Origin of the sequence: Streptococcus sp. VTCC 12905 (assembly GCF_049893385.1) — a bacterium.
GTDB classification, from domain to species: Bacteria; Bacillota; Bacilli; order Lactobacillales; family Streptococcaceae; genus Streptococcus; species Streptococcus suis_AA.
Map to the genome: position 1 here is coordinate 62,031 of NZ_JBMVJC010000007.1, position 23,336 is coordinate 85,366.

Annotated in this window: 27 protein-coding genes and 1 pseudogene; 26 read left to right on the plus strand and 2 right to left on the minus strand. The window is 40.7% G+C overall.

Annotated features, from left to right (window positions below):
* Positions 1–73 precede the first annotated feature (73 nt).
* The 26 genes and pseudogenes from pyrF to ACPC58_RS04215 all read left to right on the plus strand — a co-directional run.
* The gene (gene pyrF / locus ACPC58_RS04090; RefSeq protein WP_434065331.1) at positions 74–769 is read left to right on the plus strand and encodes an orotidine-5'-phosphate decarboxylase; all 696 of its coding nucleotides are present in this window, start codon (positions 74–76) and stop codon (positions 767–769) included.
* Positions 762–1,088: an inorganic diphosphatase gene (locus tag ACPC58_RS04095; RefSeq protein WP_130554511.1), complete on the plus strand. Its 327-nt coding sequence runs from the start codon at positions 762–764 to the stop codon at positions 1,086–1,088. The genes pyrF and ACPC58_RS04095 overlap by 8 nt, the downstream gene beginning before the upstream one ends.
* 137 nt (positions 1,089–1,225) lie before the next feature.
* The gene (gene pyrE, locus ACPC58_RS04100; protein WP_024392166.1) at positions 1,226–1,858 is read left to right on the plus strand and encodes an orotate phosphoribosyltransferase; all 633 of its coding nucleotides are present in this window, start codon (positions 1,226–1,228) and stop codon (positions 1,856–1,858) included.
* Between the two features lie 105 nt (positions 1,859–1,963).
* Positions 1,964–2,890, plus strand: a complete 927-nt coding sequence (locus ACPC58_RS04105) for a glycosyltransferase family 2 protein (protein WP_434065332.1) — start codon at positions 1,964–1,966, stop codon at positions 2,888–2,890.
* Between the two features lie 9 nt (positions 2,891–2,899).
* Positions 2,900–3,553 carry a uracil-DNA glycosylase gene (locus ACPC58_RS04110; RefSeq protein ID WP_434065333.1) on the plus strand — a complete coding sequence of 218 codons (654 nt, stop codon included), beginning with the start codon at positions 2,900–2,902 and terminating at the stop codon, positions 3,551–3,553.
* 30 nt (positions 3,554–3,583) lie between these two features.
* Positions 3,584–4,855, plus strand: a complete 1,272-nt coding sequence (locus ACPC58_RS04115; RefSeq protein WP_277837204.1) for a dihydroorotase — start codon at positions 3,584–3,586, stop codon at positions 4,853–4,855.
* A gap of 451 nt (positions 4,856–5,306) precedes the next feature.
* Positions 5,307–7,412 carry a cell surface ecto-5'-nucleotidase Nt5e gene (gene nt5e / locus ACPC58_RS04120; RefSeq protein WP_434065348.1) on the plus strand — a complete coding sequence of 702 codons (2,106 nt, stop codon included), beginning with the start codon at positions 5,307–5,309 and terminating at the stop codon, positions 7,410–7,412.
* A gap of 51 nt (positions 7,413–7,463) precedes the next feature.
* A complete protein-coding gene (locus ACPC58_RS04125) occupies positions 7,464–8,153 on the plus strand; it encodes a Maf family protein (protein WP_434065334.1) in 690 nt (229 codons plus the stop codon).
* A gap of 8 nt (positions 8,154–8,161) precedes the next feature.
* Positions 8,162–8,653, plus strand: coding sequence for a YkgJ family cysteine cluster protein (locus ACPC58_RS04130; RefSeq protein ID WP_130554519.1), 492 nt, complete (start codon positions 8,162–8,164; stop codon positions 8,651–8,653).
* A gap of 134 nt (positions 8,654–8,787) precedes the next feature.
* Positions 8,788–9,540, plus strand: coding sequence for an HAD family hydrolase (locus ACPC58_RS04135; RefSeq protein ID WP_130554520.1), 753 nt, complete (start codon positions 8,788–8,790; stop codon positions 9,538–9,540).
* A 97-nt stretch (positions 9,541–9,637) separates the two neighbouring features.
* Positions 9,638–10,021, plus strand: coding sequence for a YybH family protein (locus tag ACPC58_RS04140; RefSeq protein ID WP_277837978.1), 384 nt, complete (start codon positions 9,638–9,640; stop codon positions 10,019–10,021).
* 169 nt (positions 10,022–10,190) lie between these two features.
* A complete protein-coding gene (gene trmFO, locus ACPC58_RS04145) occupies positions 10,191–11,525 on the plus strand; it encodes a methylenetetrahydrofolate--tRNA-(uracil(54)-C(5))-methyltransferase (FADH(2)-oxidizing) TrmFO (RefSeq protein WP_434065335.1) in 1,335 nt (444 codons plus the stop codon).
* Between the two features lie 76 nt (positions 11,526–11,601).
* Entirely contained in the window at positions 11,602–12,438 is an 837-nt protein-coding gene (locus tag ACPC58_RS04150) for an AraC family transcriptional regulator (RefSeq protein WP_289648829.1), read from the plus strand.
* A gap of 80 nt (positions 12,439–12,518) precedes the next feature.
* Positions 12,519–12,740 carry a hypothetical protein gene (locus ACPC58_RS04155; protein ID WP_434065336.1) on the plus strand — a complete coding sequence of 74 codons (222 nt, stop codon included), beginning with the start codon at positions 12,519–12,521 and terminating at the stop codon, positions 12,738–12,740.
* Between the two features lie 108 nt (positions 12,741–12,848).
* A complete protein-coding gene (locus ACPC58_RS04160) occupies positions 12,849–13,676 on the plus strand; it encodes an alpha/beta hydrolase (RefSeq protein ID WP_217375112.1) in 828 nt (275 codons plus the stop codon).
* A 30-nt stretch (positions 13,677–13,706) separates the two neighbouring features.
* Positions 13,707–14,453, plus strand: a complete 747-nt coding sequence (locus ACPC58_RS04165; protein ID WP_434065337.1) for an esterase family protein — start codon at positions 13,707–13,709, stop codon at positions 14,451–14,453.
* Positions 14,454–14,470: 17 nt separating this feature from the next.
* A complete protein-coding gene (locus ACPC58_RS04170; RefSeq protein ID WP_434065338.1) occupies positions 14,471–15,637 on the plus strand; it encodes an ATP-grasp domain-containing protein in 1,167 nt (388 codons plus the stop codon).
* 138 nt (positions 15,638–15,775) lie between these two features.
* A complete protein-coding gene (locus ACPC58_RS04175; protein WP_434065339.1) occupies positions 15,776–15,916 on the plus strand; it encodes a hypothetical protein in 141 nt (46 codons plus the stop codon).
* 12 nt (positions 15,917–15,928) lie between these two features.
* Complete coding sequence (locus ACPC58_RS04180) at positions 15,929–16,318, plus strand: NisI/SpaI family lantibiotic immunity lipoprotein (RefSeq protein WP_171988481.1); 390 nt, start codon at positions 15,929–15,931, stop codon at positions 16,316–16,318.
* 8 nt (positions 16,319–16,326) lie between these two features.
* A complete protein-coding gene (locus tag ACPC58_RS04185; RefSeq protein ID WP_434065340.1) occupies positions 16,327–17,079 on the plus strand; it encodes an ABC transporter ATP-binding protein in 753 nt (250 codons plus the stop codon).
* Positions 17,080–19,050, plus strand: a complete 1,971-nt coding sequence (locus ACPC58_RS04190) for an FtsX-like permease family protein (protein WP_434065341.1) — start codon at positions 17,080–17,082, stop codon at positions 19,048–19,050.
* A 90-nt stretch (positions 19,051–19,140) separates the two neighbouring features.
* On the plus strand, positions 19,141–19,380 hold the full coding sequence (gene relB / locus ACPC58_RS04195; protein ID WP_105142535.1) for a type II toxin-antitoxin system RelB family antitoxin: 240 nt from the start codon (positions 19,141–19,143) through the stop codon (positions 19,378–19,380).
* The gene (locus tag ACPC58_RS04200) at positions 19,370–19,627 is read left to right on the plus strand and encodes a type II toxin-antitoxin system RelE family toxin (protein ID WP_434065342.1); all 258 of its coding nucleotides are present in this window, start codon (positions 19,370–19,372) and stop codon (positions 19,625–19,627) included. The genes relB and ACPC58_RS04200 overlap by 11 nt, the downstream gene beginning before the upstream one ends.
* Before the next feature lie 37 nt (positions 19,628–19,664).
* The gene (locus ACPC58_RS04205; RefSeq protein WP_172036118.1) at positions 19,665–20,333 is read left to right on the plus strand and encodes a DNA-binding response regulator; all 669 of its coding nucleotides are present in this window, start codon (positions 19,665–19,667) and stop codon (positions 20,331–20,333) included.
* Positions 20,330–21,271 carry a sensor histidine kinase gene (locus ACPC58_RS04210; RefSeq protein ID WP_434065343.1) on the plus strand — a complete coding sequence of 314 codons (942 nt, stop codon included), beginning with the start codon at positions 20,330–20,332 and terminating at the stop codon, positions 21,269–21,271. The genes ACPC58_RS04205 and ACPC58_RS04210 overlap by 4 nt, the downstream gene beginning before the upstream one ends.
* A 21-nt stretch (positions 21,272–21,292) precedes the next feature.
* Positions 21,293–21,538 (plus strand): annotated as a pseudogene (locus ACPC58_RS04215) (phosphomannomutase/phosphoglucomutase); the annotation flags it as partial.
* 8 nt (positions 21,539–21,546) lie between these two features.
* On the opposite strand, the gene ACPC58_RS04220 reads toward ACPC58_RS04215, so the two are convergent.
* Both ACPC58_RS04220 and xerS read right to left on the minus strand, forming a co-directional pair.
* Positions 21,547–21,771 (minus strand): hypothetical protein, encoded by a 225-nt coding sequence (locus tag ACPC58_RS04220; RefSeq protein ID WP_434065344.1) that lies wholly within the window; start codon positions 21,769–21,771, stop codon positions 21,547–21,549.
* 131 nt (positions 21,772–21,902) lie between these two features.
* A complete protein-coding gene (gene xerS, locus ACPC58_RS04225; RefSeq protein WP_434065349.1) occupies positions 21,903–22,973 on the minus strand; it encodes a tyrosine recombinase XerS in 1,071 nt (356 codons plus the stop codon).
* Positions 22,974–23,336: the final 363 nt, after the last annotated feature.

The window sequence follows — 23,336 nt, forward strand, 5'->3', positions numbered from 1 at the left end:
TATTGTTCAGGCTGACTTCGTGTACAACCCTGTCTCAATTGGCAGGGTTTTTATGCATATTTGAAAGGATTTTATGAAAGAGAATCGACCAATTATTGCCCTAGATTTTGCAAGCAGAACAGAAGTGCAAACTTTCCTAGAACAGTTTCCGAGCCAAGAAAAACTATTTGTAAAGGTAGGAATGGAACTATACTATGCGGAAGGCCCTGATATCATTCACTATTTGAAAGACTGCGGTCACAGTATTTTCTTAGACTTGAAACTTCATGATATTCCCAATACCGTTGAGTCTGCGATGCGAGTATTGGCAAAACTCGGTGTGGATATGACAAATGTTCACGCTGCTGGTGGTGTGGAGATGATGCAGGCAGCTCGTAGAGGATTAGGGGAGGATGCGATTTTAATCGCTGTTACTCAGTTGACCTCAACTTCTGAAGAGCAGATGAGAAAGGACCAGAATATTCAAACCAGCTTACAGGATGCAGTAGTGCATTATGCTCAAAAGGCTCAAGAAGCAGGTTTAGACGGGGTTGTCTGTTCCGCTCATGAGGTGGCTTTGATTAAAGATGCTACAAGTTCTGATTTTGTGTGCCTGACGCCAGGGATTCGTCCGACTGGCGGTGAAGTAGGCGATCAAAAACGAGTCATGACACCAGCAGATGCTGCTCGAATCGGTAGTAATTATATCGTAGTAGGTCGACCGATTACAAAATCAGAAGATCCTTACCAGACCTATTTGTCTATTAAAGAGGAGTGGAATCGTGGATGAGGTTTATCAGGTTATCATTGATAGACCTCTCGGGTATATTGATAAATTTGGCAACCAGTACCCTATCAATTACGGCTATGTTCCAAATCTATTGGCTGGAGATGGTGAAGAGCAAGATGTTTACATCATTTCCAAAGCTGTTCGGCAGCCCTTGACAGCTTTCGAGGGGAAATTGGTTGCAATTATCCATCGTAGAGATGATGTTGAGGATAAATGGGTTCTGACAGGTCTTGATGAAAAACTTACCGTGACAGAAATAAAAGAGAAAACCAATTTCATTGAACAGTATTTTGATTCATGGATTGAAATGGTGGACTAGGAGAAGTCTGTAAGAATTCAACAGGGATAAATATAGTTTTTTGTAGGGTTCATAGATTGAACCAATACTTTAGGAGTGACAGGCTATTTGGCGGGATGGTCATGTTGGAATGGTACGCATTTAGAAGGAGGTCTATTATGACATTAGCAACAGAAATCGCATCACACTTATTGGATATTAAGGCAGTTCATCTGCGTCCTGAAAAGCCATTTACATGGGCATCAGGTATCAAATCCCCTATCTATACAGATAATCGTATTACACTATCTTATCCTGAAACTCGAAATCTGATCGAAGATGGCTTTGTTCAACGAATTGAAGAGGAATTTCCTGAGGTTGAGGTGATTGCCGGAACTGCCACGGCCGGTATCCCACATGGTGCCATCATTGCAGATCGGATGAATTTACCATTTGCCTATATTCGAAGCAAACCAAAAGATCATGGTGCAGGTAATCAATTAGAAGGTCGCATCATCAAGGGACAAAAAATGGTGGTTGTTGAAGACCTGATTTCTACTGGAGGATCTGTACTAGATGCCGTAGCAGCAGCTGAGCGTGAAGGTGCTGAAGTGATTGGTGTGGTAGCTATTTTCACATATGAGTTGCCAAAGGCAGAACGAAATTTTGACAACGCTGGCGTGAAATTGGTGACACTCAGCAATTATTCAGAGTTAATCAAGGTTGCAAAAGTGCAAGGTTACATTAGTGCGGATGGTTTAGATTTACTTAAAAAGTTTCGTCAAGATCAAGAAACTTGGCAAGAAAAGTAAGATGTTAAGGAATTGACTGTTTTTTGGGAACTCAACTTGCAAAGTGGTATAATGGACTTCTAAGAATAGTGAAGATATACAGAAAGATTCTTTGAGGGAGTTAAAATGATTTCAGTTATTGTACCATGCTTTAATGAGGAAGAAACGATTCATTATTTTTATCAGGCGATGGAAAAGGTCCGAATAAAAATGAATGAGGAGTTTGAATATATTTTTGTCAATGATGGTTCTAAAGATAGTACTTTATCCATTTTACGTTCATTATCTGTGCAAGATCGGTCTGTGCGTTATCTTTCATTTTCTCGTAATTTCGGCAAAGAAGCTGCCCTTTTTGCGGGTCTCGAGGCAGCCAATGGTCATTTAGTAACAGTCATGGATGCTGACTTACAAGACCCACCTGAAATGTTGATGGAAATGAAGCAAATGCTTGACGATGATTCAGACTTGGATTGTGTGGGAACTCGACGTGTCAGTCGTGACGGTGAACCACTGATTCGTAGTTTTTTTGCAACATTATTCTACAAATTGATGAATAAAATCAGCCAGGTCGAGGTCGTTGACGGTGCACGTGATTTCCGTCTCATGCGGCGTCATATGGTTGATGCCATCCTTTCTGTTTCTGAATATAACCGTTTTTCCAAAGGCTTATTTGCTTGGGTAGGTTTTAAAACAGAATACCTGCCCTATAAAAATGTTGAGCGTGTTGCTGGTGAAACTAGTTGGTCTATATGGAAGTTACTGTCTTACTCCATTGAAGGAATTATCAACTTTTCGGATACACCTTTAAATATAGCATCCTACACAGGATTCTTTACATTCTTGTTGTCACTGGTTTTAATGGTTTTCGTAGTCATCAAAACCTTGGTATTCGGTGATCCGACAATTGGCTGGCCATCGACTATCTGTATTATCTTATTTTTAGGTGGCCTGCAGTTGATGACTATTGGTATACTCGGTAAATATTTGGCAAAAATTTTCTTGGAAACGAAGAAACGTCCGATTTACATTGTTAAAGAGAGAAGTTCAAACTAGGAGTGATGTATGGAACATTCGGCTTGGCACGAACCGATAAAGGCACAGTTGCCAGATCATTATTTTAACAAAATCAATCAATTCTTAGATCAAGTTTATGCCAGTGGTACCATCTATCCGCCTCGAGATAAGGTATTTGCTGCTATTCAGGCAACAGAATTGAAAAATGTCAAGGTAGTTATATTAGGTCAGGACCCCTATCACGGACCTGGTCAGGCACAGGGCTTATCGTTTTCAGTTCCGAACTCGGTGGCAGCTCCGCCATCTCTTCAAAACATCTTAAAAGAATTGAGGGATGATATTGGAGTCAAGGAAGACCATGATTTGACAGCATGGGCGGAACAAGGTGTGCTTTTGCTCAATGCTTGTTTAACTGTTCCAGCAGGTCAGGCAAATGGGCATGTAGGGCAAATCTGGGAGCCTTTTACGGACGCTGTTATTAAGGTGGTCAATAGCTTAGACCAACCTGTCGTCTATATTCTTTGGGGTGCCTATGCTCGCAAGAAAAAAGTGCTGATAACCAATCCAAAACATCTGATTGTTGAATCTGCTCATCCTAGCCCACTTTCAGCTTATCGAGGTTTCTTTGGAAGCAAACCCTTCTCCCAAGCAAATGCTTTTTTAACGTCTCATGGAAGTACGGGAATTAATTGGCTCCAATAATTGTTATTTGGTCATACAAGGAGAATAAGAATGTTATTAGTGAAAAATGGTCGTGTTTTAGATCCTCAAACTGGACTAGATAAAACTTGCGACATCTTGATAGATGGAAAGAGAATCGTAAAAATTGCGGAGTCAATTTCTGCTGACGTTGAACAAGTGCTTGATGCAACAGGATTAGTCGTTGCCCCTGGTTTGGTTGATGTTCATGTTCATTTTCGTGAGCCTGGTCAGACCCATAAAGAAGATATTCACACAGGAGCCTTAGCAGCCGCAGCTGGTGGCTTTACTTCTGTTGTCATGATGGCTAACACTAATCCGACGATTTCTACAGTAGAAACTCTGAATGAAGTCCTGGAATCTGCTAAAAAAGAAGCCATCCATATTTATAGTGTGGCAACTATTACCAATCAATTTGATGGGCAAAATCTGACCGATTTTTCCGCCTTATTGGAAGCTGGAGCGGTCGCCTTTTCGGACGACGGTATTCCTTTGACAAATGCTGGTGTGGTTAGAAAAGCTATGAAATTAGCCAAAGTGCAGGGCTGTCTCATCAGTCTGCATGAAGAAGACCCTGACCTGAATGGTGTCTTGGGACTCAACGAGCAAGTGGCCGAAAAACATTTTCATGTTTGTGGTGCAACTGGCGTAGCAGAATACAGTATGGTCGCTCGCGATGTCATGATTGCCTATGAAACGGGTGCGCGTGTTCATATCCAGCATTTATCCAAAGCTGAGTCGGTCAAGGTGGTTGAATTTGTTCAAGGTCTCGGAGCAAATGTTACAGCAGAAGTAGCACCCCAACATTTTTCACGAACAGAAGACTTACTTCTAACAAAAGGTGCCAATGCCAAGATGAATCCGCCGTTACGCTTGGAGAGTGATCGGTTGGCAGTGATTGAAGGATTGAAAACTGGTGTTATCTCTGTTATTGCAACGGATCATGCTCCTCATCACGCGGATGAAAAAAATGTAGAAGATCTCACAAAGGCTCCATCAGGTATGACAGGATTGGAAACATCGCTTTCACTTGGCCTGACTCACTTGGTAGAAGAAGGACACTTGACGCTCATGCAATTGCTGGAAAAAATGACTATTAATCCTGCCAAGCTCTACGGTCTTGATGCTGGCTATCTTGCGGAAAACGGTCCTGCAGACCTTGTTATTTTCAATCCAGATGCAAATCGAACAGTCACAGCTGATTTTGCGTCAAAATCTGCAAACTCCCCATTTATCGGTGATACTTTGAAAGGCGATGTCTACTTTACAATTTCAGATGGAAGAATCGTTTATCATAAAAAATAAAAGCATATGGAACTGTAGCCAACTTGGTTGCAGTTTTTTTATCGTTAAAGCCACATTTATATGCATCATATAGGAAGTCAAGTCTTGCTGAGATGGAAATGATTGTGGAAGTGTTCGAAATATTTCCAGGTATTCTAACGAAAATTTCAACAGTGTCATTTCAAATATCTGTTTAAACAATAAGGAAATCGTTCCAAAATTCATTTTTGAATACCTCAATGCCATTCTAATACAAACATTTTACGAACATTTTAACTATGATAACGAATTCAATGTTTTTGTTTTTAGATAGAGAAGTGTATAATAACTATATAACTCACTTAAGAAAGGTCGATTTATGAAAAAGAAAGATTTATTATTGCCTGTGTTGTCTACCTTGTTGTTGTCGCCAGTGATGTTGGCTCAATAAGCTCAAGCTGATGAAGTACAGACTGCAGATACCTCATCAACTATTGTCCAACAGACTGAAACTACAGGGACAAGTGCAAGTGTTTCTAATTCAGCTTTAAATACTCCAGAGACAGGATCATCTGGTTCAACAACAGATGGGGCAACTGCTGATGCAGTGGCTATCGAAGCTAGTACCCCGATTGAAACTGCTGCCTCTAGTACGGCTACTGATTCAATTGAAGCATTTATCATTCACACAAACGACGTTCATGGTCGAATTCTTGAAGAAAAAGGCGTAATCGGTGATGCCAAGGCTGCTGCGGTCATTGAAAAAGAACGTAGTAAAGTTGAAAATACAATTGTGGTGGATGCTGGTGATGACTTCCAAGGACTGCCAATTTCCAACTCTACAAAAGGTGAAGACAGAGCCAATATCATGAACCAAGTCGGCTATGATGCCATGGCTGTTGGTAACCATGAATTTGACTTTGGGATGGATCAAGCAATCAAATACAAAGAGACCTTGAACTTCCCACTATTGAGTGCTAACACTTACGTTAATGGCACTCGTGTTTTTGAAGCTTCAACCATCATTGATAAAACGCCAACTGTTGTCGGTGATGAATTTGTAGTCATTGGGGTAACAACACCAGAAACTGCTATAAAGACACACCCAAAAAATATTGAAGGTGTTACATTTGCAGATCCTATTACCGAAGTAAACAAGGTCATTGATGAAGTAGAAGCACGTGCACTTGCTGATAATCGTGTCTATAACAACTACATCATTCTTGCGCACTTAGGTGTTGATGCGACAACTCCTGTAGAGTGGAGAGGTTCAACACTTGCAGAAGCCTTATCACAAAATAGCAAACTTGCTGGCAAACGTGTGATTGTTATTGATGGCCATTCCCATACTGTTCAATCTGCTACATATGGTGACAATGTAACCTATAACCAGACAGGTTCCTATTTGAATAATATTGGTAAAGTTACCTTAAAATCTGAACAATTATTGGGTGAAGCAAGTCTTATTTCTGCTGCAGATACGGCCTCTGTGACACCAGATGCTTTAATCACTGAGCTTGTGAATGAAATCAAAGCAAAATATGAAGCTGAAAATGCTCAAGTAGTGATTGAAAACAATCCAGTTGAATTGAATGGTGAGCGTTCAAATGTTCGTGTACGTGAAACTAACTTAGGTAATGCTGTTACAGATGCTATTTACGCATATGGTCAAACAGGTTTCTCAAATAAAACTAGCCTTGCTGTGACAAACGGCGGTGGTCTTCGTGCAACTATTGCTAAAGATCAACCTGTTACAAAAGGTGATATTATTGCAGTTTTACCATTCGGTAATATCATTTCACAAATTACAGTGACTGGTCAGCAAATTCAAGATATGTTTACCAAGTCATTGTCATCTGCCCTGCAAACTGACAAAGAAACAGGCAAATTCATCCTAGATGAAAACGGAGCGCCTCTCTTTGAGGCAAGTGGCGGTTTCTTGCAAATCTCTGGTGCAACAGTATTTTATGATCCAACTTTACCAGTTAAAGAACGTGTCCTTCTTATTGGCATCTTAAATCCTGAGACCGGAAAATATGATGACTTGGATTTAGAAAAAACGTATTATCTCGCTACAAATGATTTCTTAGCTGCAGGTGGGGATGGCTACACAATGCTTGGTGGTGTTCGCGAAGAAGGTCCGTCAATGGATAGTGTATTTGCAGATTACCTAAAAACTGCTGACCTATCAGCCTATGCAGACATCAATCCATATTCTCGAATTATTCCTGTAGATTCTACCTTGAATACTGATGAAGATGGTTATCCTGACTTCATCGAAGTCATTGTTGGTACAGATCCTGAAAATGCAGCTTCAAACCCAGATTCCACTTCAACTGAGTCACCAAATCAAGGCTCAAATGGATCTACATCAGACAATAAGGCTCCTGTTGACACGCCTAAGGAAAAAGATGGCAAATCTGAAACTGTAAAAGGCAATGAAATTCTCAAAAAAGCACCACTGGCTAACGGAACCACTCCTGTTGCCAAGTCGGGAGTTTTACCAAATACTGGAGATCAATCAAGTCTTGGACTCAGCTTATTTGGTTTAGGACTCGCTGGACTGGCAATGGCTCTACGTCGTAAAGAAGAAATGTAAGCAATTTTTTTGAAACAGGGTCTTCGGACTCTGTTTTTTAATGGAGGAACTATGCAAACTGTATTTCAATATCAAAGAGAAGGCAAACGTGAACCAATCTCATCCTATGTCGTGCTCAGTAACTCACCACGCCGTAAGGAGTTATTAAAATTCTTGAAACCACACATTACCTCTGTTGAAGTGGACGAACGAGGAATTGAAGAATATTTTATGAACCAATTTGCTTCCGATGATTTTCTCACTCGGGCAGCTAAAACGTGTTGTGAGATTTCCAAGGCCAAGTCTGAGATCAAGTTGGCCCCAGAACATCTCTATATTTCGGCAGATACAATTGTAATCGCAGACGAACAGATTTTTAATAAACCAAAAGATTTGACCGAGGCTGAAGAGATGTTTCGATCCTATTTTGGCAAGAGTCATTATGTGGTGACCTCAGTTTGTCTACGAACGTCGCAATCACTGGATGTTTTCTATACGCTGGCACAGATTGATTTTGTTGACTATTATTCCGCACTAGAGGAGCTAATTCAGTCCTATATTTTTGAAAAGCAACCACTTGACAAGGCAGGTGCCTATGGTATTCAGGAGCTGGATCCACGATTTGTGGCGAGTATTTACGGGGATGTTCATACCATTATCGGTCTTCCAGTAGCAGAAGTATCTCGCAGGATATTTGACGACAGCGATTTTGAAAATAGCAGAGCTGGCAGTCTGGTTTGTGGTATAATGGAGGACGAATAGGAGAGTTTATGAGTGTCGACATTGAAAAATACAAGCAATTGGCCCTGCAGAAGCAAGGAGAACACCGAAAATTTCTAGCAAATCTCAAGAAAAGAGCGCCTAAGAATTTAGACAGAATCGTACAGGACATTCACGCAGAAGTCTTTTCTGAAATTGATTGTACAGAATGTGCAAACTGTTGCAAAACATTGGGCCCACTTTTTACCGAAGCTGATATTACTCGCATTGCCAAACATCTTCGTATGAAACTACCTGTTTTCGAAGAGATGTATTTGCGAGTAGACGAAGATGGAGATAAGGTATTTCAGGCAATGCCTTGCCCATTCCTAGGTGGAGATAATCTTTGTAGCATCTATGATGCGAGACCAAAAGCTTGCCGAGAATTTCCTCATACCGATCGCAAAAAAATCTATCAAATCAACAATTTAACCATAAAAAACTCCTTGATTTGCCCCGCAGCTTATCTCTTTGTTGAAAAACTGCGGGAAAGAATCAGTTAATTTTTCCCATTCCTACTTGGTTCTACTACTTCGGATTTTTTTCGAAAACTTCCAGACTAATTTTCAAACTTTTGTTGCAAACGCTTGCTTATTGCGTTATAATATCTTATATATCTCATAGATAGGAGAACTTCGTGAAACAATATAAGAATTACATCTTTGATTTTTATGGTACTCTAGTAGATATTGTAACGGATGAAAACAAGTTGGAATTATGGGAAAAGCTGGCTGCTATCTATAATTCCTTTGGATGTTCTTATGGTGCTAGACAGCTGAGAAGTGCATTCCAAGAAACCGCGAATGAAGCAGAGCTTGATTTGATCCGGATCAGTCCTTACCAATATGTCGAAATTGACTTAGAGAAAGTATTTGTTCAATTACTGACTGATACCAAATATGGACGGGAAACCCAAAATAAGCCTGCTGATTTAAAGACTTTCGGACAAATGGTAGCTACCGTATTCCGGGTCCTTTCTCGTGAAAAATTAGAAGCTTATCAGTATACCTTAGCTACCCTAGAGGAACTACAAAATAGGGGTGCACGATTGTTTATCTTATCCAATGCTCAGCGAATATTTACCCAAGCTGAGATTGAACTAACAGGGTGCGCAACCTTTATGGAGAAAATTTATATTTCCTCAGATTATCGCATTAAGAAACCTGAACCCGAATTTCTGCTAGGTTTAATGGGTGAAAATCAGTTAAATCCAGCTGAAACAGTCTTTGTCGGTAATGACTTGACTTCAGACATTGCTATTGCTCAAGCTGTTGGAATTGATGGTGTCTTAGTGAATACTTTCCCTTACAGTCCTGATGAGATCTTTGCTTACCAAGAAAAAGGTTGGGACTTTACGATTATCAATGATATTATTGAACTGATTCGTTAGATGATAACCCTAAGAACTACCTTCATCAATTTGGAAGTAGTTCTTTTGATTTTCTCATTTTCTATTTTTCAAGAAGGGACATACTTTGAAATAAACTATTCAAGAACTTTTAGACAATTATCGACAAGCGGTTTTATACAAAGATAAAGAATTGATGATTTCCCTTTATCATCATGACATTTTTATCTATGATGTTGCTGGCCAATGGGCGCTTAAAGTCAAACAAGAATTAATTGCAATGGTTGAGGATTGGTTTAAAGTCATTTCCCTAGGTGAAGTAGTGGTTGAATTTTCAAATCTAACCATCAAGTCTTCCCATTACTGTGGCTTTGCCTATTTTGATGCAACTTTTTCAAAACTAAAAAATGAAGTGGTAGTGCAATCTGTTATTGAGCGATTTACACTCTGTTTGGTGTTTGAGGATGGCTGGAAAATAATACACCAGCATGCTAGCCACCCACTAGAAGTTTCTCATACTTGATAATACATAAATATAATTATGTAATTAATCGATATTTTTTCAATAAGAGTCATTACTAACTTTCAAGGTAAATTTTTGATATACTATTTAGGAATAAAAAATTAGAAAGGTTCTGTTTTGGGTCATCCCCAAACAGTAGCCAGATATTCTGGCTAGAGGTATTAGTTTCATGTCTCAAACCCACATTAATGTTATCGGAGCTGGATTGGCTGGCTCAGAAACTGCTTATCAGATTGCCAAACGCGGCATTCCTGTCAAACTCTACGAGATGCGTGGTGTCAAGCCGACTCCTCAGCACAAGACAGACAAGTTTGCTGAGTTGGTTTGTTCCAATTCATTCCGTGGTGATAGTTTGACCAACGCTGTCGGCCTTCTTAAGGAAGAGATGCGTCGTTTGGATTCCATTATCATGCGAGCTGGTGAAGCCCACCGTGTGCCTGCTGGGGGTGCCATGGCCATGGACCGTGAGAATTTCTCTCAAGCAGTCACTGATGAGATTCACAACCACCCACTGATTGAGGTGATTCGTGAGGAAATTACAGAGATTCCTGATGATGCTATTACAGTTATCGCGACGGGACCTTTGACATCTGACGCCTTGGCGGAGAAGATTCACGCGCTTAATGGTGGCGACGGTTTTTACTTCTACGATGCGGCAGCACCGATTGTCGACAGTTCGACTATTAACATGGACTTGGTTTATCTTAAGTCTCGTTACGACAAGGGAGAAGCTGCCTATCTCAATGCTCCAATGAACAAGGAGCAGTTCACTGCTTTCTATGAGGCCTTGATTTCAGCCGAAGAGGCGCCGCTCAATTCCTTTGAAAAAGAAAAATACTTTGAAGGCTGTATGCCTATTGAAGTCATGGCCAAACGTGGAATCAAAACCATGCTATATGGCCCAATGAAGCCAGTCGGTCTGGAATACCCTGAAGATTACAAGGGACCACGTGATGGCGAATACAAGACACCGTACGCAGTTGTTCAGCTCCGTCAGGACAACGCAGCAGGTAGTCTTTACAACATTGTAGGCTTCCAGACCCACCTTAAGTGGGGTGAGCAGAAGCGTGTCTTCCAGATGATTCCAGGACTCGAAAATGCTGAATTTGTCCGTTATGGTGTCATGCACCGCAATTCCTACATGGATTCGCCAAACTTATTGGAACAGACCTTTGCGACCAAGAAAAATCCAAATCTTTTCTTTGCAGGTCAAATGACAGGAGTAGAAGGCTATGTCGAGTCTGCTGCCTCTGGCTTAGTGGCTGGTATAAATGCTGTTCGCCGCTTCCGTGGCGAAGACCCAGTCATCTTCCCACAGACCACAGCCATCGGAGCTCTGCCATTTTACATCACCCACACCGAAAGCAAGCACTTCCAGCCTATGAATGTCAACTTTGGTATCATCAAGGAGCTGGACGGACCGCGTATCCGCGATAAGAAAGAGCGTTATGAAGCAATAGCAGAGCGTTCCCTCAAGGACTTGGAAGAGTTTTTGACGGTTTAAGCCGATAGTTTTCCGACGAAAAGTATCGGGAAAACTTGGATGGTAGATGGTAAACTGATAGGGAAAGGGGAAGTTGATGATAAAAGAGTTCAATGCAACCGTACGTTACCTAGAGTCCGTTTTAGAAAGCGAAATCGATGAACGGAAATTTTTGCTCATATCAGGATATTCCGTTCCCATGTTTAGTCGTCTCTTTTCGATTCTGACAGATATGTCCTTGTCAGAATACGTTCGGTTACGAAAGTTGACGCGAGCTGCTATGGACATTCGTGAAGGACAGGCAAAGATTATAGATATAGCCCTTAAATATGGGTATGAATCTTCGGATTCTTTTGCCTTTGCCTTCAAACAATTTCATCAGATTTCTCCTAGTCAAGTGCGTAAGGGGTTGCCTTTTAAGGTCCTCTTACCCTTGCAACTATCATTAACCATCCAAGGAGGTAAAGAAATGGAAGTTCGTATTGAAAAGAAGGCTAGTTTTACAGTTGCTGGACTTCTTCGCACAGCAATCAGTAACGAAGTGTGTCCGCAGGTATGGGAAGACTTGTTCAAGAACCATTCTTATGAAGAGTTAGCTGCTCTAGGAAGTGGGCGGTCCTTTGGAGTTTGTACATTAGCTCAAGCGGACGAGACGATTAATTATATGGCTGCTTATGATGTCACAGATAGGGAAAAAGCGACTAAGTTAGGCTTAGAACTTCTTGATGTTCACGAAGCTGACTATGCTATTTTTACCCTAACAGGCCCTGTTCCTCAATCTATTCATGCAGGATGGCGTTATGCGCTAGAAACTTTTTTTCCTGAACACGGCTATCGCCATTCAGGTGCACCAGATTTTGAGTACTATTTTGAAGGAGACATGAGTTCCCCAGACTACCAAATGGAACTCTGGATTCCCATTGTGAAAGCATAATGTACAGGACACCTTCGGGTGTCTTTTGTATTATACTGGAGAAAGAATAAGAGAAAGAGGAGTACTATGAACCAAGATACTTGGAAGGGGATAATCTTATTTTTAATCCTAAATACATCCGTAATATCTATACTTTGATGGGTATTGTCAAACCTGTTGTCTTTTATAAAGGGCGATTTGTGGCAACCTGGAAACGAGATAAAGGCACTATTTTACTAGACATCTTTGAAGACATCAGCCAACAAGTAAAGAAAGAATTGGAAGATTACCGCCAAATGAACGAGGAAGTCTTGAAGCAATAGCTGGTTATGTTTGGTAAATACGAAAAATTGTAAATAAATAACTAAATTTTCAGAATATTTAATAAAAACTATGATATAATACTTAAAATACCTATGAAAGAGATTACTATGAATAAGTCTTACTTTTATTTGGACATGAAAACACATGAATTAGAAGTTCCCTTCACAGGGAGGAACCGTCGTGTCCGTGTATTGTTGCCTAAGGGATATGCTGAAGATACGGAAAGGACCTATCCTGTTGTCTATTTCCATGATGGACAAAATGTTCTCTATAGCAAAGAATCATTTTCAGGTCATTCTTGGAAAGTTATTCCAACGATCAAGCGCAATCCAGATATTAGTAAAATGATTGTGGTGGCGATTGATAATGATGGAATGGAACGGATGCATGAGTATGCAGCTTGGAAGTACAGTGAAACAAGCATCCCAGGTGTTCAATTTGGTGGGAAAGGGACCTTGTACGCCGAATTTGTCATGGATGTGGTAAAACCCTTTATTGATAAAGAGTACCGGACCAAATCCGACAAGGCACATACGGCTATGATTGGTTCGTCATTGGGTGGCAACATCACCCAGTTTATGGGATTAGCCTACCAAGATCAAATTGGCTGTTTAGGTGTCTTTTCATCTGCTAACTGGCTTCATCAAGATGCATTTGATCGTTTTATTGAGCGTAAAAAAATAGACCCAAGTCAACGAGTTTACATTTATGTGGGTACTGAAGAAGCTGATGATACTGACAAAACATTGATGGCAGGCAACATCAAGCAAGCTTATATCAATTCATCGTTGACCTATTTTCGACAGTTGATCTCTGGTGGAGTTCATTTGCACAATTTAGAGTTAGAAGTGATTTCAGGTGCGGTACACAACGAGGAGGCTTGGGCATTATACTTACCAGATTGTCTACGTTTTTTAAGTGAACATTGGTCATAAATCGAAAAATATTAAAAGGAGGTTGTCATTATGCATGTCGAATTTTTAAGTCATTGGTCAGGAAACCTTGGTCGTGAAATGAACTTGAATCGTTATGGTCACGCAGGTATTCCTGTGCTCGTTTTTGCTTCATCAGGTGGTTCCTACAATGAATTTGCTGATTTTGGTATGATTGAAGCTTGCCGCGGGTCTATCGAAGCAGGTCGTGTACAATTTTTCACCCTTACCAGCTTTGATAATGAGAGTTGGTTGGCTGATTGGAAATCCATTCATGATAAAGCAGAAGCTCACCGTGCCTATGAACGCTATGTGATTGAAGAAGCGATTCCATTTATTAAACATAAAACTGGCTGGTTTGATGGTATGATGGCAGCTGGTTGTTCAATGGGAGCTTATCATGCACTGAATTTCTTCTTACAACATCCAGATGTTTTTACAAAAGTCATTGCACTTTCTGGGATTTACGATGCACGATATTTCAATCATCATCAAGATTATGGAAATGATGAAGTTGTTTATCAAAACTCTCCAGCAGACTATATTTGGAATCAACATGATGGCTGGTTTATTGATAAATACCGCCAAGCGGATATTATTGTATGTACCGGTCTAGGTGATTGGGAACAAGATGGTCTGGACTCATTCTACAACCTAAAACGCGCATTTGAAGAAAAAAATATTCCTGCTTGGTTTGATACATGGGGTACAGATGTAGCCCATGACTGGGTATGGTGGAGAAAACAGATGCCATTTTTCCTTCATTCGATTGGATTATAAGCTAGAAAGGATTTTTTATGAATTATCTTGTCATTTCCCCTTTTTATCCTGAAAATTTCCAGCCATTTACTATTGAATTGGCAAAAAAAGAAGGCGTTACTGTTCTTGGTATTGGACAAGAGCCTTATGATCAGCTCCCTGAAGAACTTCGTAATGCCTTAACAGAATATTTCCGTGTTGAAAACCTTGAAAATCTTGATGAAGTCAAGCGTGCAGCGGCTTTCTTAATTTATAAACATGGTCCAATGGATCGGGTAGAATCCCATAATGAGCATTGGTTAGAGACAGATGCAGCTCTTCGTGAACAATTCAATATCTTTGGGGCTAAGCCAAGCAATCTTAAAAAGACGAAGTTTAAGTCTGAAATGAAGAAATATTTTACAAAAGCAGGTGTTCCTGTAGTTCCAGGTATGGTTGTAAAAACTGAAAAAGATATTGAAAAAGCTGTGAAAAAGATTGGTTTCCCACTGATTGCTAAACCTGACAATGGGGTGGGAGCTTCAGGAACCTTTAAGCTGACAAAGAAAGCCGATTTGGAAGACTTTAAAACAGCCTGGGATGGTCGTACAGCTTATTTCTTTGAGAAATTTGTCAATTCAAGTATCATTACAACTTATGATGGCTTGATTGACAACAAGGGAAATGTTGTATTTGAAACAGGATTAACTTATGTACATACCCCTTTTGAATTGGTACAAAGTAAAAAAGATAATGCCTATTACATTGAAAAAGAGCTTGACCCAAAATTGGTATCCTACGGACGTGCCATTATCAAAGCATTTGGCATGAAAGAGCGTTTCTTCCATATTGAATTTTTCAAGGATGGTAAAGATTATATTGCTATTGAGTACAATAACCGTATAGCCGGTGGCTTTACAGTAGAATCTTATAACTATGCCCATTCAATTGATCTTTTCCGTGATTATGCCAATGTTGTTTCTGGAGGTTCAGTTGAGGAACGGCGTTTTGAACCGCAATACTGTTTGGTAGCAACCCGTCGTGATGCAACAGATTATGTCCACTCCGCAGATGCCATTCGTGATCGTTATTCGGATAAGCTAAAAACAGTAAAACGCATGCCTGATGCCTTCGCAGAATTGCAGGGAAATGATGCCTATCTACTTGTAACCAAAAGCAAGGATGAATTAGATGAAATGATTGCCTTTATTGGGGAAACAAAATAGACTAGATTGAAAGATGCCAGAAATGGTGTCTTTTTTCTTTCCTTACAAAGCTGTAAGTTTTTAAATCAAAACTGTAAGTGAGCGTAAGCGGAATATTTTCTATAATAGACTCATAAGAAATAGAAAGAAGGAAATCATATGTCATTCAAATTTTTACAAGCAAAGAGAATAGAAGAAGAGGTATTCTCAGAAAAAGAAAAGACTGAACTCCTGGAACTGGCAGAATTTTTAGAGGGGCTAGCACTTGATTTGCAAACGATACGATTTATGTCATACTAGAGGGAGGAAACTATGAAAAAGAAAGTATTTGGTTTGCTGGCTTTGGGCAGTATAATGCTAACTGCTTGTTCTTCCTCTTCAGCAGGCCTTAGCTTTAATGAGGGCTATCAGACTTTCCATTACAAAGAAAAAGACTATGCCGTTAGCAAACAGGAAGTTGCCGAGGATAGTATTCAAGGAACAGAAGTTAAGTTTATGGAATGGCCCGTTGTCAAAGAGGAAGGTGCAGTGAAAAAGACAGTCTCCTTGAACAATCTATATGTAACTACAAGCAAGGAATGGGCCATCGGTGTCCAAGATAGTTATTACAAGGTAGATTCAGAAGAAAATATTGCTGAGTCAGACCGAATCGACTATCAAGCATTACTTGATGCAGTTGATTTTTCCAAAGAAAACAATTAGGAGTTTGTATGATATTAGAAATCAATCATTTAGAAAAAGTTTACCGCACGCGCTTTTCAAAAGAGGAAACTCGTGCTTTGCAAGATGTAGATTTTAAGGTAGAAGAGGGCGAATTCATAGCTATCATGGGGGAAAGTGGTTCTGGTAAGACGACTTTGCTTAACATTCTAGCAACCCTGGACAAGCCGACGAGGGGATCTGTTATCCTCAATAATCAAGATATTACCAAAATCAAGGAAAGCAAGCTAGCCGATTTTCGTTTGCGTAACCTGGGCTTTGTCTTCCAAGATTTTAACCTCTTGGATACCCTGTCTACCCAAGATAATATCTTTTTACCTCTGGTATTGGCGCGTGAGAGCTATGAGGAAATGGAGAAACGGTTGAAAGTATTGGCACCAAAACTGCGGATTCAGGACTTGTTGAAGAAACGTCCCTTTGAACTATCTGGTGGACAAAAACAGCGCGTGGCCATTGCCCGTAGTTTGATTACCCAGCCCCAGATTGTCCTAGCGGATGAGCCGACGGCTGCCCTAGATTATCGCAATTCGGAAGACTTGCTGAATTTGTTTGAAGACATCAACCTAGATGGACAAACCATTCTCATGGTAACTCACTCAGCCAACGCAGCCAGCCATGCCAAACGCGTCCTCTTCATCAAGGATGGTCGGATTTTCCACCAATTGTACAAGGCAGGCAAGAGCAATCGGGATTTTGCCAAGGAAATTTCGCTCAATATGTCTGCACTTTTAGGGGGTGAGTAGATGTTTTACCTCAAACTTGCTGGGCAAAATATCCGAAAATCTATGGGTGTGTTTGCTCCTTTTGTTTTAGCCAGTCTGGTCCTCTTTACCTTGATTTGTTCCATGTTCCTGCTCATGCTGAGTCCAGTTATGAAATCCATGGGAACAGGTGCCGTGTCTATCGGGCTAGGTATCGTTGTATTGACCATTTTCTCGCTGATTATGGAAATATATAGCTTTAATTTCCTCATGCAACAACGGACTAGGGAGTTCGGTCTTTACAATATGCTGGGGATGAACAAGAAGAAGGTGGCCTTGGTTGCTAGTATTGAATTGTTTTTCATCTTCCTCTTGGTCATTGTGCTGGGTTCTGCATTAGCTGGTGTATTTGCCAATGTTCTCTACTTAATTTTTGTGAATCTGACCAATTATAGTGACTTACACTTTAGTATTTCACCTCTGGCATTTGCCATGACAGCCTTTCTCTTTGCAGTTATCTTCTTCATCTTGGAATTACTGGCCATTCGGACTATTGGTAAGACGAGTTCGCTGATTTTATTCCGAGCTAGTGAAAAGGGAGAGAAGGAGCCAAAAGGCAATGTCCTTCTGGCTGCCCTTGGTGTCCTTAGCTTAGGTGTTGGCTACTACCTGTCACTTTCATCGAAAGCAGCAGGGTTAGCTGTCATCTATCGTTTCTTCATCGCTGTGCTTTTTGTCATTGCGGGTACCTATCTGTTTTACATCAGCTTTATGACTTGGTATTTGAAGGCTCGTCGGAAAAACAAGCGGTATTTCTATACGCCAGAGCATTTCATAACCACATCGCAGATGATTTTCCGGATGAAGCAACACGCAACGGGTTTGGCCAATATCACACTGCTTTCGGTCATGGCCTTTGTGACCATTGCGACAACGACATCACTCTATACAGGTATGTCCAGTATGACAAGTAGACTTTATCCAAAGGAAACATCTATTACCTATCCTGTTTCGGATAGAAGTCAAGGTGAAACTGTCTATCAGCAATCGGTGCTCAGCCATTTTCCAGAAAAAACCCATGACAGCCTATCCTACCTGACCTACCAAGCTGGCTTGGTCTATAATGGCGGCGAAGAGATTGTCATTAGCCCGGTAACCATTTCCGATCCAGATTTTTCTAAAATTGCCTTTACCTACTTTATTACGCAAGATGATTTCAGGAAATTGGGCAATGACCTGCCAGAGCTTGCTGCTAATCAAGTCGCCTTTATACGTCCGAGCGAGAAACCATCGTTGAAGAAGCTTGTTCTGGGCGAGCAAACCTTTGAGAATGTAGTCAATCTTGACCAGGCTATTTTCCCTGATATTACTAATACGCTCAATGCCGCTGTCATAGTGGTTAGCGATGACACAGTGTTGAATACTGTTCGTGAGTATTACGAGTCCAATAAGCCGCAAGGGTATCCAGTCAGTCTGGACTACCGTGTCTTTACTGATTTGACTGATGAAGAGGTTGCTTCGATTGGTCAGCAAACTGGCGACTCTTATAATATCAACGATGCAAACGGAGAATTCCTAGGATATGCTATGCAAAAATCCGATTTCAACAATATGCTTCTGGGCTTCACAGGTGGCTTCCTCTTCACAGGTTTCTTGTTGGGCATTAGTTTCTTGCTGGGTGTTGCCTTGATTATCTACTACAAGCAGTATTCGGAAGGGCATGAGGACAAGAAATCCTATAAGATACTTCAAGAAGTGGGGATGAGCCAGAAGGCTGTCAAGAAAACAATTAACTCCCAAACGCTTTTGGTCTTCTTTATGCCATTGGCTATGGCAACCTTGCACTTTTTCGTCGCCCTTGTCATGCTCAAGCAAATGTTGATGGTGTTTGGTGTGGTTTCTTCAAGCATGATTTACACGGTTAGTGGTATTACATTGCTTGCAGTTGCCTTGTTCTACTTTGTCATTTACAAGTGGACCAGCCGAACCTATTATCGTATTATTGAACGATAGCAGAAGTCTCGCTTATGCGAGATTTCTTGCTTTTTTAGGTAAGTGGTGTTACAATGGTAATACCAAAAGAATGCTAGAAGAGGTGAGAAAATGGCAGCTATTACATTAAAAGTTTCTGAGCAAGACAAGCTATTTATGCAGGCTATGGCAAAGTTTGAAGGTGTCAGCTTGTCAGAACTCATCCGGACTAAAACCCTTGCAGCTCTCGAAGATGAATACGACGCCCGCGTGGCAGATATTGCTTGGGCAGAATACCAAGCTGACTTGGCGAATGGAATTGAGCCGATAACACTAGAACAAATGGCTGAGGAGTTGGGCATTGAGTTATAAGGTTATTTTGTCTGCCAGGGCTCAAAAGCAAATTCGAAAAATGGATAAAACGGCTGCAAGTTTGATTTTGCGGTATCTTTATAAGCATATCGACGGGTGCGACAACCCTAGACAATACGGAATAGCCTTAACTGCCAATCGTTCTGGCCAATGGCGGTACCGTATCGGTAACTACAGAGTTATCGTCAGTATTGAAGATGACAAATTGATTATGACAAGCATAAAAATGAGAAATGGAAGTATGTAAAAGCCAAGACTTGTGTCCTGGCTTTTACAGAATGAAGATGATGAAAAAAGAGAAGATTTATATTGTTGAAGACGATGAGATGATTGTCCAACTCTTGAAGCAGCATTTGGGAAAATCTTATCTAGTTGAAAGTGTGCAGAATTTCCGAGCTGTCAGTCAGGAAGTGGCGGAAATCAAACCAGACTTGGTACTGATGGACATTAGCCTACCCTATTACAACGGATTTTACTGGACGACAGAAATGCGTAAAACCATGACCATGCCCATTATCTTTATCTCCTCGAGCGATGATGAGATGAATGCGGTCATGGCTATGAATATGGGTGGCGATGATTTTGTTTCCAAGCCTTTTTCACTGGGAATTTTGGATGCCAAAATTGGTGCCTTCCTGCGTCGGGTCAATCAATTCAGCAAATCAACTGACTTGTCTATCGACCAATTCCAGCTTAGTTTGGACGGGCGATTCTCAAGCGAATTGGAGCAGGTTCAATTGTCTCCTACAGAAACCAAGATTTTGACTGCCTTGCTAAAAAGACAAGGGCAGATTGTCAGTAAGGAAGAACTCTTGGAAAAACTCTGGGAAAATGAAGAATTTATCGACCAGAATACGCTCAATGTAAATATGACCAGACTGCGTAAGAAGGTGAGCGAGGTCGGTTTTGAACGTATTCATACCGTTCGTGGCGTGGGGTACTTGGTCAAATGATAGCAAAATTTATCCGTGAATACCGGAGTTTTTACTTCTCCTACATTGTTCTGGCTACTAGTTTTATCTTGCTCTTCTTTCTCTATCAACTGCCCACCGAATTCCTGCAAAACGCTCTGTTATTGTCCCTAACCCTTATCATCCTACTGACAGTAGGCCTGTTCTGGAAGTTTCGCAACCGCATGAGGGTTTTAGAAGACTATATCCTTGAAGAAGCTTTACCCCTGCTAAATAAGCCTGTGGACCTTGCCTATCTCAACTTAATTGAAGCGGAAAAGGAGGCGACACGGGAGCAGCTTTTAGTCTATAAGTCACGAGAGGAGGATCTGCAAGCCGTGGTCAAAATGTGGTCCCACCAGATGAAAGTGCCTCTGGCTGCCCTGTCTTTGATGAGCCAGACTGACAATCTCAACCAGCAGGATGTCGATCATCAGCTCTTACGCTTGGACAATTATATGGCAAATCTCCTCAATTACCTCAAACTGACTAACCATGCCAGCGATTTTCGATTTGAGCAGGTGGAAGTAAGAGAAGTAGTGGTCGATTTGGTCAAAAAATACCGCAATCAGTTCTTGCAAAAAGACATTTCAGTGACCATCGATGGAAATTGGCTACTGAAGACCGATAAGAAATGGCTTAGTTTTGCCATGTCACAGATAATCGACAACGCCCTCAAGTACAATAAGACTGGTGGTAAGGTGGCCATTGAACTGAATAAGGGAATTTCCATTTCCGATACGGGAATTGGGATTCTGGCAGAAGACCTTCCTCGCCTGTTTGATGAAGGTTTTACAGGTTTTAATGGCCGTGAACACCAAAAAGCGACAGGATTTGGGCTTTATCTGACCAAGCGGGTCTTGAATCAGTTGGAACTAGCTATTTCCGTGGAAAGTCAACTGGAAGTTGGGACAACTGTAAGCATCACTAAAGTACAGTAAAAGCTGTGCTTTTTTCATTTTATTGCTGACCTTCGTCAAACCAACCTCGAAGGCTTTGCTTTTAACCCAGAGAACGAAGAAGGAGGCGGTTTGACTTGACAGTGCCTTATGGTGACCGGCTGGTTCTTGCTCCGTACGAGCCTCCACGAGCCCTTCTTGGTAAAATGTGACCAGACAGGCTATATTCCAGCCGTTTTACGAACTCTCTCAGCCTTTTTGGATAAGTACCCAGCTGTCAATCAGGAGAAATTGAAAGAATTATTGTAAAACTGCGTTTACCTGGTCCTAGGGATCAGGTTTTTAAATTTCAAAGGTAAAAATAAATCTTTAATCGAATCTGGTTTGGCAACGATAATTTGAATGAGTACAAGTATAGCTAAAAATACAGTTGTATTAACACCAATGGATGCCCCAAAGGATTCAGAAACAACGTTTGGAATTGTAGCAATGGGAGAAGTACCTAATAACGAAGATTTCGACATAACCACAGCAATTGCCATGATATTAATTGCAACGATAAATCTTACAAATTTCATGTCATTACTGTATATACTTCTAAATGAAAAATCGATACTCAACTTTGAATTGATAAAATTTTATAACATTGTTACATAATATATATTACGTAACACTATAATTGATCCAGAGCATTTTTCTGCTCATCGTTGACGATATGAGTGTAGAGGTCAGTGACCTGGGTATTGGCGTGACCCAGCTGATGACTGACCAGAACTTGTGACTTGGTGGCATCATAGAGTCGCGTTGCTAGCGTATGACGAAGTTTGTGTGGAGTAACACGTATCTTAAAGTCTGCAGAATACTTAGCCACCATTTTTTCAATAGAAGACGCATCGATTCGATTGGGCAAACCACGATATTCAGATAGGAAAAAGGCTGTATCTGTTTTCTCTGCCTTGTAGCGTTGCTGACGTATGCTCATATAGGCTTCCAGATAGGACTTAGCAAACCCAGCCACATTGACCGAGTCCCGTTTTCCACCTTTACGGGTTACTTCGATAATCATCATATTGAGATTTACATCTCGAAGATCTAAATTCACCGCTTCTGACAGACGGATGCCAGAAGCCAAGAGAAGTGCCAGAATCGCCAAATCCCGCTCCTTATTTTTCTGGAAAGAGGAGAGGGCCCGCTTGGATAACTTGGCTTGGTATTCATTGTCTACGTACTCCAAAAACTTAATGGTTTCATCTCCCAAAAAGAGCTTCTGCTTGATGTTCTCCGCCCTTGCCGCCAAAGTTTCTTTCTTTTTTTTAGTAGAAACTTTCTTCATCACATTGCGGTAGAAGTAGGGCTCGCCCTGCTCATTTTCCACTTCTTCGGTTAAATACTTGAAGAGACTAGAAAGAGCCGAGAGGGTACGGTTAATGGTGGTCTGCGACACACCATTCTGCGAGGTATTGGCGTTCAGCAAGGGACGCTCCCGCAGATAAAGAATAAAAGCCTCCATATCTTTTTTGGTCAGATGTTCCAAGACGTCTAATGGAATGTCAGCAATCCGTTCAACAGACACCAAATCCGAATCTTGTAACCACTCAAAGAAACGACGATATTCTTTCAGATATTCGTACAAGGTTGTAAAACTGTAGGGCACAGACAACTTTGACTGATAATATTCCAGAACATACCAAGGCATAATTTCTTTTAGTTGATCAATTTTTTCCAATAATAACTCGCGTCTCATCATTTTCTCCTGATTTTATCTATATGAGTAGTATAGCATAATCTCATATAAGTTTCAAGAAAATTATGGTTTTTTGGAAAGATGTGCGGTGTCTTTGATGATTTTTTTATAATTAATAGCCCTCATATCTACTTAAGTTAAATTCCAAAGGTAAACATTTCCTTTGGAATTTTGAAAAGCAACTAAAAATACAGGATCTGTCATTAAGACAAGACTCCTGTATTTTTTTTAATATTCTCATTTAATCTAATTGTTCAATCTTTTCTGAGCCTTTTCCCCAATAATAGATACTGTCAATAATTATGTGTAAACACTCAAGTAGAGTTGAAGAATGTTAATCAAATAAGCTTTCAAGTGTGTCAG

Excerpts from the sequence above, each read along its gene's own strand:
- trmFO (WP_434065335.1), top strand. The coding sequence starts at position 10,191 with ATGTCTCAAACCCACATTAATGTTATCGGAGCTGGATTGGCTGGCTCA.
- xerS (WP_434065349.1), bottom strand. The coding sequence starts at position 22,973 with ATGAGACGCGAGTTATTATTGGAAAAAATTGATCAACTAAAAGAAATT.
- ACPC58_RS04165 (WP_434065337.1), top strand. The coding sequence starts at position 13,707 with ATGCATGTCGAATTTTTAAGTCATTGGTCAGGAAACCTTGGTCGTGAA.
- ACPC58_RS04150 (WP_289648829.1), top strand. The coding sequence starts at position 11,602 with ATGATAAAAGAGTTCAATGCAACCGTACGTTACCTAGAGTCCGTTTTA.
- pyrE (WP_024392166.1), top strand. The coding sequence starts at position 1,226 with ATGACATTAGCAACAGAAATCGCATCACACTTATTGGATATTAAGGCA.
- ACPC58_RS04110 (WP_434065333.1), top strand. The coding sequence starts at position 2,900 with ATGGAACATTCGGCTTGGCACGAACCGATAAAGGCACAGTTGCCAGAT.
- ACPC58_RS04160 (WP_217375112.1), top strand. The coding sequence starts at position 12,849 with ATGAATAAGTCTTACTTTTATTTGGACATGAAAACACATGAATTAGAA.
- ACPC58_RS04175 (WP_434065339.1), top strand. The coding sequence starts at position 15,776 with ATGTCATTCAAATTTTTACAAGCAAAGAGAATAGAAGAAGAGGTATTC.
- relB (WP_105142535.1), top strand. The coding sequence starts at position 19,141 with ATGGCAGCTATTACATTAAAAGTTTCTGAGCAAGACAAGCTATTTATG.
- ACPC58_RS04115 (WP_277837204.1), top strand. The coding sequence starts at position 3,584 with ATGTTATTAGTGAAAAATGGTCGTGTTTTAGATCCTCAAACTGGACTA.
- ACPC58_RS04190 (WP_434065341.1), top strand. The coding sequence starts at position 17,080 with ATGTTTTACCTCAAACTTGCTGGGCAAAATATCCGAAAATCTATGGGT.
- ACPC58_RS04205 (WP_172036118.1), top strand. The coding sequence starts at position 19,665 with ATGATGAAAAAAGAGAAGATTTATATTGTTGAAGACGATGAGATGATT.
- ACPC58_RS04170 (WP_434065338.1), top strand. The coding sequence starts at position 14,471 with ATGAATTATCTTGTCATTTCCCCTTTTTATCCTGAAAATTTCCAGCCA.
- ACPC58_RS04130 (WP_130554519.1), top strand. The coding sequence starts at position 8,162 with ATGAGTGTCGACATTGAAAAATACAAGCAATTGGCCCTGCAGAAGCAA.
- ACPC58_RS04180 (WP_171988481.1), top strand. The coding sequence starts at position 15,929 with ATGAAAAAGAAAGTATTTGGTTTGCTGGCTTTGGGCAGTATAATGCTA.
- ACPC58_RS04185 (WP_434065340.1), top strand. The coding sequence starts at position 16,327 with ATGATATTAGAAATCAATCATTTAGAAAAAGTTTACCGCACGCGCTTT.
- pyrF (WP_434065331.1), top strand. The coding sequence starts at position 74 with ATGAAAGAGAATCGACCAATTATTGCCCTAGATTTTGCAAGCAGAACA.
- ACPC58_RS04105 (WP_434065332.1), top strand. The coding sequence starts at position 1,964 with ATGATTTCAGTTATTGTACCATGCTTTAATGAGGAAGAAACGATTCAT.
- ACPC58_RS04125 (WP_434065334.1), top strand. The coding sequence starts at position 7,464 with ATGCAAACTGTATTTCAATATCAAAGAGAAGGCAAACGTGAACCAATC.
- ACPC58_RS04210 (WP_434065343.1), top strand. The coding sequence starts at position 20,330 with ATGATAGCAAAATTTATCCGTGAATACCGGAGTTTTTACTTCTCCTAC.
- ACPC58_RS04220 (WP_434065344.1), bottom strand. The coding sequence starts at position 21,771 with ATGGCAATTGCTGTGGTTATGTCGAAATCTTCGTTATTAGGTACTTCT.